Origin of the sequence: Blattabacterium cuenoti STAT (genome assembly GCF_003573915.1) — a bacterium.
Classification (GTDB): Bacteria; Bacteroidota; Bacteroidia; order Flavobacteriales; family Blattabacteriaceae; genus Blattabacterium; species Blattabacterium cuenoti_A.
This window is the reverse complement of record NZ_AP014608.1, coordinates 551413-568724: the sequence shown is the minus strand read 5'-3', so window position 1 is coordinate 568724 and position 17312 is coordinate 551413. Positions and strand designations below refer to the sequence as shown.

General features: G+C 22.6%; 16 protein-coding genes and 1 tRNA gene. 11 read left to right on the top strand and 6 right to left on the bottom strand.

Features of this window, described 5'->3' with window-relative positions:
• The first annotated feature begins 83 nt into the window (after positions 1-83).
• From STAT_RS02770 to STAT_RS02755, 4 genes are all read left to right on the top strand, one after another.
• Positions 84-338 carry an acyl carrier protein gene (locus STAT_RS02770; protein WP_119305732.1) on the top strand — a complete coding sequence of 85 codons (255 nt, stop codon included), beginning with the start codon at positions 84-86 and terminating at the stop codon, positions 336-338.
• Between the two features lie 69 nt (positions 339-407).
• Complete coding sequence (fabF, locus tag STAT_RS02765) at positions 408-1673, top strand: beta-ketoacyl-ACP synthase II (protein WP_172548539.1); 1266 nt, start codon at positions 408-410, stop codon at positions 1671-1673.
• Positions 1663-2415, top strand: coding sequence for a ribonuclease III family protein (locus STAT_RS02760; RefSeq protein WP_119305728.1), 753 nt, complete (start codon positions 1663-1665; stop codon positions 2413-2415). Before fabF ends, STAT_RS02760 begins: the two co-directional genes overlap by 11 nt.
• Positions 2416-2430: 15 nt before the next feature.
• Entirely contained in the window at positions 2431-3222 is a 792-nt protein-coding gene (locus STAT_RS02755) for an alpha/beta fold hydrolase (protein WP_119305726.1), read from the top strand.
• 11 nt (positions 3223-3233) lie between these two features.
• On the opposite strand, the gene aroQ is transcribed toward STAT_RS02755, so the two are convergent.
• The 3 genes from aroQ to STAT_RS02740 are packed head-to-tail and all read right to left on the bottom strand — an operon-like array spanning position 3234 to position 5325.
• Positions 3234-3656 (bottom strand): type II 3-dehydroquinate dehydratase, encoded by a 423-nt coding sequence (gene aroQ / locus STAT_RS02750; RefSeq protein WP_119305724.1) that lies wholly within the window; start codon positions 3654-3656, stop codon positions 3234-3236.
• An 8-nt stretch (positions 3657-3664) separates the two neighbouring features.
• Positions 3665-4384: a pseudouridine synthase gene (locus STAT_RS02745; RefSeq protein ID WP_119305722.1), complete on the bottom strand. Its 720-nt coding sequence runs from the start codon at positions 4382-4384 to the stop codon at positions 3665-3667.
• A 14-nt stretch (positions 4385-4398) separates the two neighbouring features.
• Complete coding sequence (locus tag STAT_RS02740) at positions 4399-5325, bottom strand: GHMP family kinase ATP-binding protein (RefSeq protein ID WP_119305720.1); 927 nt, start codon at positions 5323-5325, stop codon at positions 4399-4401.
• 104 nt (positions 5326-5429) lie between these two features.
• On the opposite strand from STAT_RS02740, the gene STAT_RS02735 reads away from it, so the two are divergent.
• The 4 genes from STAT_RS02735 to STAT_RS02720 are packed head-to-tail and all read left to right on the top strand — an operon-like array spanning position 5430 to position 10187.
• On the top strand, positions 5430-6317 hold the full coding sequence (locus STAT_RS02735) for an NAD kinase (RefSeq protein ID WP_119305719.1): 888 nt from the start codon (positions 5430-5432) through the stop codon (positions 6315-6317).
• A 54-nt stretch (positions 6318-6371) separates the two neighbouring features.
• Positions 6372-7103, top strand: a complete 732-nt coding sequence (uppS, locus tag STAT_RS02730; RefSeq protein ID WP_119305717.1) for an undecaprenyl pyrophosphate synthase — start codon at positions 6372-6374, stop codon at positions 7101-7103.
• 13 nt (positions 7104-7116) lie between these two features.
• Positions 7117-9648, top strand: coding sequence for a BamA/OMP85 family outer membrane protein (locus tag STAT_RS02725; protein ID WP_119305715.1), 2532 nt, complete (start codon positions 7117-7119; stop codon positions 9646-9648).
• Between the two features lie 35 nt (positions 9649-9683).
• Complete coding sequence (locus STAT_RS02720) at positions 9684-10187, top strand: OmpH/Skp family outer membrane protein (protein WP_119305713.1); 504 nt, start codon at positions 9684-9686, stop codon at positions 10185-10187.
• Positions 10188-10207: 20 nt separating this feature from the next.
• Here the strand turns inward: STAT_RS02720 and STAT_RS02715 are convergent.
• Positions 10208-10280, bottom strand: a tRNA-Phe gene (locus STAT_RS02715).
• 87 nt (positions 10281-10367) lie between these two features.
• On the opposite strand from STAT_RS02715, the gene STAT_RS02710 reads away from it, so the two are divergent.
• Genes STAT_RS02710 through STAT_RS02700 form a run of 3 tightly spaced genes read left to right on the top strand, consistent with a single transcriptional unit; the run spans position 10368 to position 14248 of the window.
• Positions 10368-10853: a hypothetical protein gene (locus STAT_RS02710; protein ID WP_119305711.1), complete on the top strand. Its 486-nt coding sequence runs from the start codon at positions 10368-10370 to the stop codon at positions 10851-10853.
• 1 nt (position 10854) lies between these two features.
• Positions 10855-12120: a hemolysin family protein gene (locus STAT_RS02705; RefSeq protein ID WP_119305854.1), complete on the top strand. Its 1266-nt coding sequence runs from the start codon at positions 10855-10857 to the stop codon at positions 12118-12120.
• A gap of 1 nt (position 12121) precedes the next feature.
• Positions 12122-14248, top strand: coding sequence for a SurA N-terminal domain-containing protein (locus tag STAT_RS02700; RefSeq protein ID WP_119305709.1), 2127 nt, complete (start codon positions 12122-12124; stop codon positions 14246-14248).
• A 2-nt stretch (positions 14249-14250) separates the two neighbouring features.
• Here STAT_RS02700 and STAT_RS02695 read toward each other — a convergent pair whose 3' ends face one another.
• Positions 14251-14511 carry a Sec-independent protein translocase subunit TatA/TatB gene (locus tag STAT_RS02695; protein WP_119305707.1) on the bottom strand — a complete coding sequence of 87 codons (261 nt, stop codon included), beginning with the start codon at positions 14509-14511 and terminating at the stop codon, positions 14251-14253.
• Positions 14508-17249: a protein translocase subunit SecD gene (gene secD, locus STAT_RS02690; RefSeq protein WP_119305705.1), complete on the bottom strand. Its 2742-nt coding sequence runs from the start codon at positions 17247-17249 to the stop codon at positions 14508-14510. The genes STAT_RS02695 and secD overlap by 4 nt, the downstream gene beginning before the upstream one ends.
• Between the last annotated feature and the right edge of the window lie 63 nt (positions 17250-17312).

Sequence of the window (17312 nt, the reverse complement as noted above, 5' to 3'; positions counted from 1 at the left end):
TATTTATTGTATGTGTATAAAGCAAATTTATGTATGATTTACAAAAGTTTACTAATTTTGTATCATAAAAAAATTATGAATCTATGTCTGATATTGCATCTAAAGTCAATGCTCTTATTGTAGAAAAATTAAGTGTAGAAGAAAGCGAGATAACTCCTAATGCGAGTTTTACTAATGATTTAGGAGCAGATTCCCTAGATATAGTAGAACTCATTATGGAGTTTGAGAAAGAATTTAATATTAGTATTTCAGATGAAAAAGCTGAAAAAATAACAACAGTAGGTGAAGCCGTGCAGGCTATAGAAAATCTTTTGATGGAGAAAAAAAATTCAAAATAAAAACTGAATTAGATATTATTATATAGATATTATTTTTATGTTACGTATGAATAATAGATAGATATTATTATGGAGAAACTAATTAAAAAAAAGGTAGTAGTAACTGGTATTGGGACTATTACCCCTATAGGAAATACTGTGGAGGAATATTGGAATTCTCTTGTTCATGGAAAAAATGGTTGTGCTCCTATTACTTATTTCGATACTAAAAAATATAAAACTAAATTTGCTTGTGAGTTAAAAAATTATGATTCAAGTATTTTTTTTAATAAAAAAGAAATACGAAAATTAGATCCTTGTGCACAATATGGAATTGTTGCTTCTGAAGAAGCAATTAAAAATAGTAAAATAAATTTTTCAAAAGAAAAGAGAGAAAGAATAGGAGTGATTTGGGGATCTGGAATTGGAGGACTATTAAATTTAGAAGAGTCTATTTCCGATTATGTACATGGAGGAAAATATCCTAAATTTAGCCCATTCTTCATTCCAAAAATGCTTATAGATATTACTGCTGGTTTGATTTCTATAAATCATGGATTTCATGGCCCAAATTATGCTACGGTATCTTCTTGTGCATCATCTTCTAATGCAATTGTAGATGCTTATCATTTAATATGTTTGGGAAAAGCCGACATCATCGTTACTGGAGGATCTGAAGCTGCTATCACACAAAGTGGAATAGGAGGATTTAATGCTTTACATGCATTATCTACAAGAAATGTAGATTATCAAACTGCATCACGTCCTTTTGACGAAAATAGAGATGGATTTGTATTAGGAGAAGGAGCTGGATGTCTTGTTCTTGAAGAATATCTTCATGCTAAAAAAAGAGGAGCCAATATATATGCAGAAATAGGAGGAGTAGGCATGTCTGGAGATGCTTATCATATGACAGCTCCTCATCCAGAAGGAATAGGAATTATTTTAGCTATGAAATCCGCTATTAAAGATGCAGGAGTTAGATGTAAAGAAGTTGATCATATTAATTCTCATGGAACATCTACTAAATTAGGAGATCTTGCAGAAATAAAAGCAATACAAAAAGTATTTCATGAAAATATATATAATATTAATATTAATTCTACAAAATCTATGACAGGACATTTATTAGGTGCAGCTGGAGCAATAGAAGCTGTTGCTTCTATTCTTCCTTTAAAAAAAGGAATTATTCCTCCAACCATTAATTTATTTCATATAGATAAAAATATCGATCCAAAAATTAATTTAACACCAAATAAAGCAATAAAAAAGGAAGTAAAAATTAGTATATGTAATACTTTTGGTTTTGGAGGACATAATGTTTGTATTTTATTTAAGAAAATAAATGTTATCTGAAAATAGAATTTTTTTTGAAAAAAATGACTCTTCTGTTTTAGTTGGAATTTTAATAAAAATATTAGGATTTTGTCCAAAAAATACAAAATTTTTAAAAGAAGTTTTTATATATAGTTTTTATACAAAAAAAAGAAATTTCAATCAAAATTATTCTCTTAATTTTCAAAGATTAGAATTTTTAGGAGATGCTATATTAAATTCTATAATATCATATTTTTTGTGTGAAAAATTTCCTGAAAAAAAAGAAGGAGAGCTAACTCAGATACGATCTAAAATCGTATGTAGAAGAAATCTAAATAAAATTTCTAGAAAATTAACTATTTCAGATATTTTTTTTGATAAATCTATGATATCTGAAAATATACTTGGAAATACACTTGAAGCTTTAATAGGTTTTATTTTTTTAGATGGAGGATATCAAAAATGTGAAAATTTTGTATACAAAAAAATATTACATCCTCATGTAAATATTGAAAAGTTGCAAAATGAAATATTCAGTTATAAAGTATGGATTCTAGAATGGTCTCAAAAAAATAAATTTTTTATAAATTTCAAAACTTTTAGAGAAGATCAAAATCAAAGAAAAATTATTTATTTATCTGAATTTACAATATCAGAATGTGGAATTCAAACTCAAGGAACAGGTTCTTCGAAAAAAAAATCAGAAGAAATGGCAGCTAAAGAAGCTTATTTTATTGTTCAAAGACAATATAAAATAAATTTTAAAACAGATCAAAAATAAAATAATCATGATATTATGTTTCATATTATTGAAAATAAAAAAAAAAAATTTCCTCACATAAAAAAAGGAAAAGGTCATCCTTTAATTTTACTTCATGGATTAATGGGAGGGTTAAGTAACTTTAAAGCTATTTTTGATTTTTTTCCAAAAAAGGGATATCAAGTTATTATTCCCTCATTACCTTTTTATAATATGCCATTGTTTTTAACTAATATTTTTAATATATCTAAATATATAACCCAATTTTTAATAGAAATAGGGATTAAAAAAGCGACTTTAATAGGAAATTCTATTGGAGGACACATTGCTTTAATTATAGCAAAAAAAAAGATAGATTTAGTTCACTCTTTAGTTTTAACAGGAAGTTCTGGTTTATTCGAAAAAGCTTTTGGAGATGCTTTTCCTAAAAGAGAAAATTATGAATATATCAGGAAAAAATCACAAGAAGTATTCTATAATCCTGATATAGCTACAAAAAAATTAGTAGATGAAGTTTTTCATATTGTAAACGATAAAAAAAAAGGAATTAAAACATTATATATTGCCAAAAGTTCTATGAAAAACAATATGTCCAAAGATTTATCTGTAATTCATCAACCTATATGTTTAATTTGGGGCAAACAAGATCATGTTACCCCTCCGGAAGTTGCAAAAGAATTTCATAGACTGTTACCACATTCAGAATTACATTGGATAGATAAATGTGGACATGTTCCTATGATGGAACATCCAAAAATATTTATAAAAATATTAGAAAAATGGCTTTCTAAATTCGATTTTAATCATAAAAACTACTTATGTATTTAAAACAAAAATTTTTATAAACAAAAACTCATTATTCCTAATTCATAAGATTTTAATCCAAAACCAAAAATTGTTCCGTTACAAACAGGAGAAAGATATGATTTTTTTCTAAAAGATTCTCTGGAATAAATATTGGAGATATGAACTTCTATAACAGGAGAAGAAATAGATTTTATAGCATCAGCAATTCCTATAGAAGTATGAGTATAAGCACCTGCATTTATAATTATTCCATCTGATTTAACTCCTACAGAGTGTAAAATATCTATAATTTTTCCTTCACTATTACTTTGATAATAAATTATTTCTATATCATAAGATAGCTTTTTTTTTAATTTTTTAAGATAAACTAAAAAATTTTCATTTCCGTACAATTCAGGTTCTCTGGTTCCTAAAAGATTTAAATTAGGACCATTAATAATGGTTATTTTTTTCATGAAAAAAATTATGATTTAGTAATAATATTTTCTATTTCTTTTTTATTTAAAAAACACCAGTTTCCTATTTTAAGATTTTTTTTAGAAATTCCCCCAAAATTAATTCTATCTAATCGAATAACTTTATAATTTAATTTTCTAAATATTCGTTTAATAATTTGATTCCATCCCATATATAATCCAATTTCTATTTGATTTTTAGCTTTTCTTTTATTTTTTACAAAAAGAATTTTTACTTTTCCTTCTTTTAGATAAATTTTTTCTTTTTTTATTTGATCTAAATCCTCATTTCTAATTCTTTTATTTAATGATACATGATATATTTTTTTTATATGATATTTAGGATGAGTAAGTTTTTCAGCTATATATCCATCATTTGTTAGAAGTAAAACACCTGTAGTAGAATAATCTAATCTTCCTACAGGAAAAATTCTATATTCAGAGAAAAAAGGAATTAAATTCATGACTGTTTTTCTATTAAATTGATCTTTTGTAGTTGTAATAAAACCTTTAGGTTTGTTGAGTAATATATAAATTTTATTTTTGGATTTAATTTTTGATCCATGAAATTTAACAATGTCATTTGTATGAATGATGGTTCCTAATTTAAAAACAGGTTTCCCATTTACTTCTATTGCTCCAGATTGAATAAGTTTATCCGCTTTTCTTCTGGAAGAAATTCCTGCGTTGGATAAATAATGATTTAATCTAATTTTATTATGATGCATAAAAAACAAATAAATTAAAAACGAAAAAGTACTTCTATGGCATATTTTTTCAATTCTTTTCTGGATAAGTCATAATTTGGAGTGAAACCTAAAAAAAACCCCCCTCCTCCAGAACCACACAATTTTAAATAATAAATATTATTAAATAATCCATTCTCCCATATTTTCAATAATTTATCAGAAATCATAGGACGAAAATGTTTTAAAACCCAAGTAGATAAAGATTTAACATTTTTTAAAAATTTATCAAAATCTTCTTTTAAAAAAAATTTAATACATTTTTCATTATAGTTCATAAACTCTATGAAAAAAATTTTTTTGAATTTATCTTGTTTTAGTTTTCTAAAAAAAAATTGAATCATAAAATTAGTTTTGCTAGGAGTTTCTGAATTTAATAAAAAAACAGCTCTTTTTCCTTGATCTTTTTTTGGAATTCTGATTATAGAAATATCAGTTTTGGATCGAATGAGTAAAGGTTTATTTAAATAACAAATTAAAGGATCTATTCCAGAACTTTTACCATGAAAAAAAGATTCCATTTGACTAAATATTTTTTTTAATATTAAAATGTTGTTTTTCAAACATCCTTTTAATTTATCTTTTTTATATTTATCATAAATAGCAGCAACTAACGCTCCAGAACTTCCTAAACCATATCCTATAGGTATGTTTGAATAAAAAAACATACCCTTTTGTATATCCTGAGATAATTTATTTAAATCTAATTTTATTGAATTTATTTTTTTTTTTTCTAAAATAGATAAAAAATTATAAAATTTTTTGATTTCATAATTGGAATATAAAATATCTCGGTTAAATTCAGAATGAATTTTTAAAGTTCCATTATAAATGTTATAAGGAATAGAAAGTCCACTTGAATTTTTCAAAATTCCATATTCCCCAAATAACAAAACTTTTGCAGAAAAAAAAGATTTTTTCAATTATGTTTTTTTGTAAAATAATTTAATTAAAAAAAAACTTAATTATCATTAAACATAATTTATATATATTTGGTTAGATTTTGTCAAATCTACAAATTTTTAAAATGAAAATAGCCATATATGGACAAAAATATTGTAAAAAAAATATCCCATATTTGAATCAGTTCATAGGCTATGCTTCTAGTCATTCCATAGAAATATACATCGAAAAATCATTTTTTCATATTTTGTCTTCTTTTGGAGAATTTAAAAATTTAGATTTTCCTATTTTTTCTCATTATAGAGAATTAAAAACTAAAAATTTCAATTTAATGTTTACTTTTGGAGGAGATGGAACTATTTTATCTGCTATTACATTAATTAGAGATTCTGGTATTCCTATAATTGGAGTTAATACAGGAAATTTAGGTTTTTTAGCTACTTTTAATAAAAATGTTTTTATAAAAAAAATAGATCAAATTTTTAATAAAAAACTTCATATAATGCCAAGAAGTTTATTGTCGTTAAAAACTTCTGTAACGAATCATCATAATTTTTTTAATTATGCATTAAATGAAATCGTTGTTCTTAGAAAAGAAATGGTTTCTATGATTACTATAGACGCTTATATAGATAATGAATTTTTAACTTCTTATTGGGCGGATGGTTTGATTATTTCTACTCCAACTGGATCTACTGGTTATTCTTTAAGTTGTGGAGGGCCTATTATTAGTCCTGAAAATAAAAATTTTGTTTTGACACCTATATCTCCACATAATTTATTTTCACGTCCATTAATTATATCGGATCATCAAAAAGTTTATTTAAAAATACATAGTCGTGTAAAATCTTATTCCTTATCTATGGATACAAGACTAACTTCTTTAGATCAGGAAAATGAATTATACATACAAAAAGCACCATTTTATATATATCTTATTCAAGAAAAAAAAAATACATATTATAAAACATTGAGAGAAAAACTTTTATGGGGAATGGATCAACGAAATTAAATGTAAAAAATCTATCATATCTTTGTAAAAAAAAAGATGTATTTCTGATTTTTTATGAAAGAATTATTAAAAAAAATAGATTACAATAATATTCCGCGCCACGTAGCTATTATTATGGATGGAAATGGTCGTTGGGCTGAAAAAAGAGGAAAATTAAGAACATTTGGTCACGAAAGTGCTGTACAATCTGTAAAAGACGTTATAAATGGATGTAAAAAATTAGGAATTCCTTATATAACTTTATATGTATTTTCAATAGAAAATTGGAATAGACCTAAACAGGAAATAGATAAATTAATGCATTTATTTCACACTAATTTAAAAATTCATTTAGAAGAAATTCATAAAAAAAATGTGAAAATCATGACAATAGGTGAAATAGAAAGATTTTCTGAAAAAATTCAAAAAGAATTATTTTTTTTCGAAAAAAAAACAAAACATAATACATCTGTTACACTAATTTTAGCATTAAGTTATAGCGCAAGAAAAGAGATTTTAAGAGCAACAAAAAACATTGCGAAAAAAGTATGCAATGGTTTTTGTTTATTAAAAGATATAGATTGTTCTTTTTTTCAGAAACATTTGTATACTAAAGATTTTCCAGATGTAGATTTAATTATTAGAACAAGCGGAGAACAACGTATTAGCAATTTTTTACTTTGGCAATCTGCTTATGCAGAGTTATATTTTACAAATATTTTGTGGCCTGATTTTAGAAAGAAAGATTTTTTCGAAGCTATAATAAATTATCAAAAAAGAAAACGTCGTTTTGGAAACGTAAAATAATTTTTTTGTATTCATGAAAAAAAATATTGTTAAAAATAGCATTTTTTTATTATTGATAATAATAATACAATTACAAATACAAAAAGCATACTCATTTTCTGTTAACAATGAAAACAATGAAAATGAAGATCTTTCTATCACAAAAAAAAGTAAAAATATTTTTTTTATTGTAAGAAAAATATATATCATAGGAAAAACAAAATACGATAGTCGTTTTATTTCTGAATTATCAGGTATTTATCCTGGAGATTCCGTTGATAATTATGGAATTAAAACAGATTATGCTATAAAAAAATTGTGGAAAAGTAATTTTTTTAGAAAAATATCTATTTACAAAAAAAATGTAAATAAAAATGAAATTGACTTATTTTTTGAATTGGAAGATTTAGAAGAAATTCATGAAATAAAAATAGAAGGAATTGAAAAAAATAAATTTCCTACTATAAAAAACATAAAAATTGGAGATAAGATTTCTGGTGAATTGTTACAAACTATAAAAAATGAGATTCAAGAATATTATGTCAAAAAAGGATATCATAAGATTAATGTAATAAGCGAAATTAATAAGAACGAGAAAAATAAAAATGTACTTTATTTATATACAGATAAAGGAAAAAAAATTGAAATAGAAGAAATATTATTTGATGGTAATCAATCTATTCAAGATAAGGAATTGCTTAATTTAATGATTAGTAAAACTCCTAATAAATTTTTTTCTATAATTAAAAAATCTTTTTTTGTTCAAGAAAATATAAAAAAAGATTTAAAAAATATTATAAATCGATATAAATCCATGGGATTTATTGATGTTCAAGTAGATTTGGATTCTATATGGAAAAAAAAATCCGGAAATTATGGAATAAAAATAAAAATCATAGAAGGAAAAAAGTATTATTTAGGAAATATTTATATATTAGGGAATAAAAAACTAGAAACAGATTTATTAAATAAAAAAATTTTTTATAAAAAGGGAGAAATCTATAATCAAATTGGAATAAAAAAGAATATTTTAGACTCTTCTTATCCTGATAGTATTTTATATGCTTATTTAAATTTGGGGTATTTACTTATTAATATTTCTTTTATAGAAAAAAGGATTATTTCTAATAAAATAGATTTGGAAATTCAAATAAAAGAAAATCAGCCTGTATATGTAAATAAAGTTTTCATATTAGGAAATTCTATAACTAAAGACCATGTTATTAGAAGAGAATTAAAAATTTATCCGGGAGATCTTTTTTCTATTGAAAAACTAAATTCTAATTTAATGAGTTTAGAGAATCTAAATCTTTTTGAAAAAGTATATTATAAAATCAAACCAAATGAAAGAAATGGATTTCTAGATTTAGAATGGCATGTATCAGAAAAAAATACTAATGAATTTCAATTTCATTTAGGATTTGGAGGAAAAGATTTTAGGAAAATTATCGGAAATTTTAAATTTAATTTTGGAAATTTTTCTGTTCAAAATATTTTTAATAATAAATGGAACTTATGGAACCCTATTTTTCCTCAAGGAGATGGACAAAAATTAACTATTCATAGTCAGTTAGGAAAAGATTTTACATCTTATGGTTTTTCTTTTACAGAACCTTGGATAGAAAAAAAAAACCCTACTTCTTTTACTTTAAAAAGTCAATATTCTATAAAAAAAATAAAAAACGAAGAAAGTTTAGATTTTTTATCTAAAGTAGATAATAATACTAAAATATCAGATGAAGAAGAACAATTTTTAAAAAAAATAGGTTTTTCTATTTATTTAAATAAATTTTTAACTTTTTTAGATCCTTTTTCTAAAATTTCAACATCTATAGATTATGAAAAATTTATTTATAAAAAGGAAAAACCTTCTGATTTAGATCAGAAACGAAATTTTAATAACCTAAGTTATTTAATTTCATTGCATAGAAATTCAGTAATTCCCATGATTTTTCCACTTCAAGGATCAAATATGGAGTTGAATGGTATATTTACTCCTCCATATTCCATAATAATTGAAAATCATAAGAAATGGATAGAATATTTTAAATTAAAATTCATTTTCTATTGGTATCGGAAAATTATGGATAATATAATATTGAAAACAGGAGGAGAATTAGGTTATTTAGGAAAATATAATAATTCGAAAGAATTATTTTCGTTTCAAAAATTTTATATGGGTGGATCAAATAGTAATTCATTAGGATCAAAATTATATGATAAAGATCATATTCCACTAAGAGGTTATTCTTCTAAAGACCCTATTTTTAACAATGGAGGAATAATTTATAATAAATTTCTTATAGAGATTCGTTATTTAATTAAGAACTTCCCAAAGTTAAAATTTTGGACAACTTGTTTTATAGAAGGAGGAAATATTAGTGATTCTTATAAAAATTTTAATCCATTGATTTTGAATAAATCTTTTGGATTTGGATTTCGTTTATTTTTTCCTCCAATAGGTTTTTTAGGGATAGATTTTGGATATCCGATAAATCAAGATATCGTTCATGGTTTAAAAAAATCAAAATGGAATACACATTTTATAATAGGAAAAGATTTGTAATTTAATAATATTAAAAATAAAAACATAAAACTTATATGAAAAAAAATACAATTTTTTATTTTATTTTATTTCTATTTTTATTTGGAAACCATTTTTTATATTCTAGGGAATGTCCTAATAAAATAGTTTGTCTTAATAGCACGGCTTTGATAGAAAAAATTACAGAATTTTCTGTTGTTCAAAAAGAATTGAATAGAATTAGTAAAGTTCATGAAACTATTTTAGATAAATTAGCAAAAGAATTTCATATAAAAGCAGAAAAATTTAAAAAAAATAGAAATCCAGTTCTTAAAAAGGAACTAGTATTTTTACAGGCAAGAGCTCATGCCTATCAAAAAACAGCTTCAGATGATTTAACGAAAAAGCAAAACGAATTATTAAATCCTATATATAAAAAAATAGAAAAAGCCATTTATAAAGTAATAGATAAAGATAAAAATATTATGAGAGTTGATGATTGTAGTCCTGGAAAAGGAATTTTAGTAAATAAAGGAGAGGACATTACTGAAGATGTAAAAAAAGAATTAGGGTTAAAATAATAAGTAATAATAAGTATTAGTGGTATCTCCCGGAATCGAACCGGGGACACAAGGATTTTCAGTCCTTTGCTCTACCTACTGAGCTAAGATACCATGTAAAAACAAAAGTACATTAAAATAATCAGTAATAAATTTCATTACTATATTTTTTTATTATTTTTTGTTCTATTTTCTTGTGTTATGAATAAGAATTTTATAATAAAAAAAAATAGAGAAGGAAAGAAAGAAGATGTCCCTAAAAAAATTTTTTTCAAAACAAATCTATTTTATAAAGAAAAAGGATTTTTAAAATTTTTCATTTATTCTCCAATTGTTAAAGAATATGCTTTTTACACTTTATTTCCGAATGGTTTGAATTTATTTATTTATGATAAAAATACGTACAATAAATATACTTATCTTCGTGCAGATTGGGTGAAATCAATTGATAAAATGTTTTTTCATATTAAAGGAAATATAATAATTATGAGTCATAAAGGAGTCAGCTTGAAAACTGAGGAGATTTTTTGGGATAGGAGAAAAAAAAAAATATTTAATAAAAAGTATACAAAAATTATATTTCATTCAAAAAAAATGATATTATATGCAATAAATGGAATAGAAGCTTCTGAGGACTTAAAAAAAATTAGATTAAAAAATATTAATGGGACTTTTCCTGTTAAATAATATAATTTTTCATATTGGTATAGTTTTTTTTACTATACTTATGTCTGCTTTTTTTTCCGGAATGGAAATGGCTCTGATTTCTTCTAGTTTGTTTCAAATAGAATTAGAAAAGGAAAATAAAAAAGGATCTTTTCATTCGAAAATACTTTCAAAAAGTATTAATAATTCAAAAAAATTTATCACAACAATGCTAATTGGAAATACCATATCTTTAGTTATATATGGAATTTATATGGGGAAATTATTTTTGAATCTTTTTCCAAAAGATTTTTTTGATAATTCTTTATGGATAATTTTCATAGAGACAGTTTTTTCTGCTACTATTATTTTGATTATTGGAGAATTTATTCCAAAATTAATATTTAGTGTCTATTCAAATGAACTATTGAGTTTATTGATCATCCCTACATATGTGATATATAAAATATTTTATCCTATTACAAATTCTATTATTTGTATTTCTAATGTTTTTTTAAAAATTTTAGGAGAACAAGAAAATGATCAAAAAAAAATTTTTGATAAAGAAGATTTGATTTGTTTTTTGTCAGAAAATATAGAAAAAAATGCAAAAGAAAAAGAATTTATAGAAGTTGAAATTTTTCATAAAGCTCTAAATTTTTATGAAAAAAAAGCACGAGAATGTATGGTTCCTAGAAAAGAAATAGTTTCTTATAATCTAGTTATTTCTTCTATAGATAGAATCCGAAATCTTTTTACTGAAAGTGGTTTATCTAAAATAGTTATTTATAAAAATAATATAGATAACATTATTGGTTATATTCATTATTTAGAATTATTGAAAAAACCAAAAAATATTGAATCTATAATTAGATCAGTAGAATTAGTTTACGTAACAACTCCTGTTAAAGAAATTATGGATCTTTTAATTAAAAAAAAAAGAAGTATTGCTATTGTTTTAGATGAATACGGAGGAACTGCAGGAATGATAACTATAGAAGATATTTTAGAAGAATTTATTGGAGATATAAAAGATGAACATGATGAAAATTTATTACTGGATAATAAATTAAATGATTATGAATTTTTATTTTCTGCACGTTTAGAAATTGATTTTATTAATGCCAAATATAATTTAAATCTTCCTAAATCTGATAAATATGAAACTTTAGGTGGATTGATTGTAACTTATACAGGAGATATTCCAAAACATGGAGATAAAATTGTCATAAATAGAAATTTTAATATTGAAATTAAAAAAGTATCCAAAAATAAAATAGAAGAAGTTTTTCTTAAAAAAAATTTTTAAAATGAGTTTTTTAGAAAAAATCAGAAAAAATACATGGTTAGTTTTATTTTTTATAAGTATATCTTTGCTATTTTTCATATTAGATCCTAATATTTTACTTAAATTTTTTACTAAAAATTCCTCTGTTATTGGAAAAGTAAATAGAGAAAATATTTCTTTAAAAGAATACTTAGATTGTTTTCAATTTTTAAAACATTTTCGTGAAAATGTACCTGATCATTATTTGAAAAATGATGCTTGGAAATTATTAATTCATGAAAAAGTACTGAATCAACAAGCTAAAAAATTAGGAATACAAAGCACAAAAGAAGATTTCTGGAAAGCAATAGAAAAGCAATCAATATATAGTAAGATAATTGATTTTCAAGATGAAGAAGGAAAAATGAATATGGAAAAATTTAAATTATATTTAAAAAATTTGGAAAAAATTTCTTCAAATTCGAACCCTCAAATAGAAGAAGAAAAAAATATTTGGGCTTATGAAAAAAATAGCATTCCAAAAAAAATAGTTTCAAGAAAGTATGTGGAAATGTTGATGTATGGCTTAAATACATCTTTTATAGAAGCTCTATTAAATTATAGAGATAAAAATTCATTTTCTATAATTGATTATATATTTATTCCTTATTCAGAAATAGAAAAAAAATATGATCTTATAAAAAACTATGAAATTTATGATTTTATCAAAAAAAATAAATTTCTTTATAAAAAAGAAAATTTAAGAAATCTTAGTTTTATATTTTTCCGTTCTTTTCCATCATTAGATGATGAAAAAAATATGGATTTAAAAATAAAAAAATTATTTAATAAATTTAAAAATTCTAATCATAATTCTATAATTGTTTCTAATCAATCTGAAAAACCTTTTGATTCTAGTTTTTATCTAAAAAAAAATCTTCCTATTGTTTTACAATATTTTTTAGAAAAAAAAAATCATGTAGGAGACATGTTTGGTCCTATTAAAGAAAACAACACATACATCATGGCTAAACTTAGTGGAAAAAAAATGATATATAATTCCGTTTTATCTAGTCATATATTAATTTCTCATAAAAATTCTATCCGTTTCTCCAATAATAGAACTAAAAAAAAAGCAGAAAATATGGCAAAAACAATATATGATATTGTTGTAAAAAACCCTAAAAAGTTCGATTCTTTGGTTATGGAAAAATCAGATGATGTTATCAATGCAAAAAAAAATAAAGGAAATTTAGGATGGATTAAATATGAGGAACAAAATGATACCTTTAAAGAAAAAAAATATTTTGATTTTTTTTCTTTAAAAAATAAAAAAGGAACAATAGGTTTAACTGAAACTAAATTTGGATACCATATTATTAGAATTGACGCAACAAAGGATATAAAACCTGTTTATCAATTTTCTATAATAATAAAAACACTTACTCCATCAAAAAAAACAGAAGAAATCCTGTATCAAGAAATTCTTAAATTCATGAAAGAAAATAAAAATTCAAGTCTTAATACATTTATTAATAACGCAAGGAGAAAAAGGTATGAAACTATCTTTTTAAAAGAAATAAAAAATTATCAATGGAATATTCAAGATTTGAATACTGAATTGGATAAAGAAATTATAAATTGGTCTTATGAAAAAAATAGAAAAAAAGGGGATATAAAAATTTTTCAAACTACCAATAAAGATTATATTATGGTTTTTTTATCTAAAATTCAAAAAAGAGGGTATCCTATTGAAAAAATAAAAAATTATTTAATTCCTTTTCTTATTAATATAAAAATAAATCGATATTTGTCAAATATCGTAAGAAGTAAACATCTGGATTTAGAGAAAATAGCATTTCTTTTTTCTAAAAAAATAAATAAATCTTATAAAATCAATTTTCATAAAAATATGATTGATAATTTTAAAGAACCTAAAGTAGTAGGATGCGCTTTTTCTTCAAAATTATATGAAACTTCTAAACCAATATTAGGAGAAAAAGGAGTTTTTTTTATAAGAACATTAAAACGTTTTAATACATATAAAAAACGTTCTTATTTTTCTTCCGAAATTGAATCTTCAAACAATAACTTAAGAAAAAATATTTTAGAAAAAATAGGAAATGTGTTAATTGAAAAATCTAACATTAAAGATTATAGAAAAAATTAATTCTATCGTTTAATAGAATAAGGTGGAAGATGTTTTTTTATTTTTTTATCATGTTCTTTATTGCCAAAATTTTTTTTTATAGATCGATTAATATTTTTTTTAAAAATTTCATTTTTAATTTTTGTTTTTGCATTTTTTAAATATCGAATTCCTTCTCCTAATCCGCGAGCTATATCTGGAATTTTTTTAGGACCAAAAACTAGTATAGCTATAAAAATGATAAAAAAACTTTCTTCTATACTAATAAATAAGAAATTTTTCATTTTTTTATATTTTTTTTATTAAAACAATCATATATTATAGATGGAGCTATAAATATAGAGGAATAAGTTCCAATGCTGATTCCAATAAATAAAGATAACATAAAACTATGAAGAATTTTTCCTCCAAATAAAAAAATAATAGAAATTACTAATAAAGTGATTAAAGAAGTATTAATAGTTCTAGTAAGAGAATTACAAATTCCTTGATTAATAATTTTTTTTGTTATAAATAATGTTTTTTTTGATATTTTTCTAATTTTATCATAAACTATTACAGTGTCATTTATAGAATATCCTATAATCGTTAATAAGGAAGCTATAAAAGTTTGATCTATTTCTAGAATAGGAATTTTTTCATGAAAAAAAGAAAAAAAGCCAAGTACGATAATTGAATCATGAACTAAAGATATTATTGCACCTAATCCAAATTGCCATTTTTTGAATCTCATAAAAACATATGCAAAAATAGCTATAAAAGAAATTATTATAGAAATAAAAGCTTTACGAGTTATATCTACAGCTACTGTAGGTCCTATTTTTTCAATAGATAAAATACCTAATGATTTATTTTTTTTTATATTTTTAAAATCTTCAAAATTTATAGGAAGAAAAGTTTTTAAAGCAAAAAACATTTTTTTTAAAATTATTTCGTCTGTTTTGTTATTTTCTTCCCATATTTTATATTTTGTTACAATTTTAAGTTGATTTTCATCTCCAAATGTTTGTACCCTAGGAAAAGAAGGTTTTCCATTTTCTATAAATGTTTTTGATAAAATTTCTGAAATTTTTTCAGGGACCATTTTACGATCAAAAAGAATCACATAAGAACGGCCTCCAACAAAATCTAATCCTAGATTAAATCCCTTTAAAAAAAAAGAAAGTATACTAATAATTATAAGAAGACAAGAGATGATATAACTCCATTTTCTTTTAGATAAAAAATCATATTTTATATTTTGAATAAAATTCAAAACAAAAAATTTTTTTTCAAAAAAAATTTTTTTATATTTTTTTAAATGCCATTCCAAGAATAATCTTCCTAAACAAATAGAAGTAAACATAGATACCAAAATTCCAATAATTAAGGTAGTAGAAAAACCACGTATTGGTCCTATTCCGAAATAAAATAAAATGATTCCACATAACAAAGTTGTAATTTGTCCATCTATAATAGATGATAAAGCGCCTTGTAAGGTATAACTATTATTAATAGATATTAATTTATTTTCTTTATTTTTTTTTATGTTTTCTTTAATTTGTTCATAAATAAGAATATTAGCATCCATGGACATTGCTAGTGTAAGGATAATTCCTGCAATACCAGGAAAAGTCAATACTGTATTTATAGAAATAAGAATACCAAAAATGAATATTATATTAAAAAACAAAACAATATTAGCATATATTCCTGGAATTGAATAGTAAAAAAACATCCAAATAAATATAAAAAATAAAGCAATGAAAAAAGATAAAATTCCTTTTTTAATAGATTCTTTTCCCAAATAAGGGCCTATCATGTCAGTTTGAATAATTCTTACAGAAGTAGGGAGTTCTCCTGTATTTAATACATTGATCAAATCATTAGATTCTTGTATTGAAAAATCCCCATATATTTGAGATATTCCATTTGGAATAACTGATTGTACTATAGGAATTGCATAAACTAAATTATCAAGGACAATAGCAATACTTTTTCCCACATTTTTCTCTGTAAATATTTTCCATTTTTTAGTTCCTTCTTGATTCATTTTTATATTTATTATAGCCTTCTCATTTAAAGAATCAAAAGTTTTATAAGCATGGGTTACCATATCTCCGTTCAATGAAGAAGAAGTCTCTTCATCATTAATTTTTATAGCGAATAATTGAAAAAAATTATCCAAATTTTTTGCTCCCCAAAAAAATTTTACATTATGTAAGTGATATGGTAAATAATTTATAGTTTCTGAAGAATTTAAAAAATCGGAAATAATTTTTTTATATTTAATATGAACTAATCCAACTGAATTGGAATTCTTAATAAGAGGAAAATTCAATAAATCTATAAAAGATTTTTTTATTTTATTGTGTTTTTCTCCATACAATTTTTTTATTGTATTAAAGTATGAAATAACTTCTTGAAAACTATAAGTTTCGAAAAAATGTAATTCTGCTTTTTTTTCTAAAATATTTTTGATTCTATCTACATTTTTTATACCAGATAATTCTATTAAAATTCGATTAGAATTTTTAATTTTTTGAATATTAGGTTGAATAATTCCAAACCTATCTATTCTAGATCTTAAAATATTTTGAATGGAAATTATAGATAATTCTATTTTTTTTCTTAAAAATTTTTCTACTTCAGAATCAGAACTATTAGAATCAATATGTTCATTATTTGATTTATTTCCAAATAAATTTGGAGAAGATAAACTAAGATTTAATCTTTTATTTTTTATCTCTTTATTAAAGGAATGAATGAAAAATGATAAATAATCTGTACTTGGATTTTCTTTTTTTTTCTTATCTGCATTTTCTAACGCTTTTAAAAAAATAAAATTTTTTGAATTTTCAGAAAATTTTTTTAATAAATCTTTTTCAGAAATATCTAAAATCATACTAGTTCCTCCTTTTAAATCTAATCCTAGATTTAAAGTTTTCTCATTATCAGAATATATGTTATATGATATATAATATAAACAAATTGTTGTCAGTATTATGGTTATAAAAATCGTAAAAAAGTTTTTTATACGCATTTTATTTTTATATCGATTTGCATAAAATGAGATAACATAGAATTTATATGTGAAATTATTATT

Excerpts from the sequence above, each read along its gene's own strand:
- STAT_RS02695 (WP_119305707.1), bottom strand. The coding sequence starts at position 14,511 with ATGAAAAATTTCTTATTTATTAGTATAGAAGAAAGTTTTTTTATCATT.
- aroQ (WP_119305724.1), bottom strand. The coding sequence starts at position 3,656 with ATGAAAAAAATAACCATTATTAATGGTCCTAATTTAAATCTTTTAGGA.
- uppS (WP_119305717.1), top strand. The coding sequence starts at position 6,372 with ATGAAAGAATTATTAAAAAAAATAGATTACAATAATATTCCGCGCCAC.
- STAT_RS02700 (WP_119305709.1), top strand. The coding sequence starts at position 12,122 with ATGAGTTTTTTAGAAAAAATCAGAAAAAATACATGGTTAGTTTTATTT.
- STAT_RS02770 (WP_119305732.1), top strand. The coding sequence starts at position 84 with ATGTCTGATATTGCATCTAAAGTCAATGCTCTTATTGTAGAAAAATTA.
- STAT_RS02735 (WP_119305719.1), top strand. The coding sequence starts at position 5,430 with ATGAAAATAGCCATATATGGACAAAAATATTGTAAAAAAAATATCCCA.
- STAT_RS02725 (WP_119305715.1), top strand. The coding sequence starts at position 7,117 with ATGAAAAAAAATATTGTTAAAAATAGCATTTTTTTATTATTGATAATA.
- STAT_RS02710 (WP_119305711.1), top strand. The coding sequence starts at position 10,368 with ATGAATAAGAATTTTATAATAAAAAAAAATAGAGAAGGAAAGAAAGAA.
- fabF (WP_172548539.1), top strand. The coding sequence starts at position 408 with ATGGAGAAACTAATTAAAAAAAAGGTAGTAGTAACTGGTATTGGGACT.
- STAT_RS02745 (WP_119305722.1), bottom strand. The coding sequence starts at position 4,384 with ATGCATCATAATAAAATTAGATTAAATCATTATTTATCCAACGCAGGA.
- STAT_RS02720 (WP_119305713.1), top strand. The coding sequence starts at position 9,684 with ATGAAAAAAAATACAATTTTTTATTTTATTTTATTTCTATTTTTATTT.
- STAT_RS02760 (WP_119305728.1), top strand. The coding sequence starts at position 1,663 with ATGTTATCTGAAAATAGAATTTTTTTTGAAAAAAATGACTCTTCTGTT.
- STAT_RS02755 (WP_119305726.1), top strand. The coding sequence starts at position 2,431 with ATGTTTCATATTATTGAAAATAAAAAAAAAAAATTTCCTCACATAAAA.
- secD (WP_119305705.1), bottom strand. The coding sequence starts at position 17,249 with ATGCGTATAAAAAACTTTTTTACGATTTTTATAACCATAATACTGACA.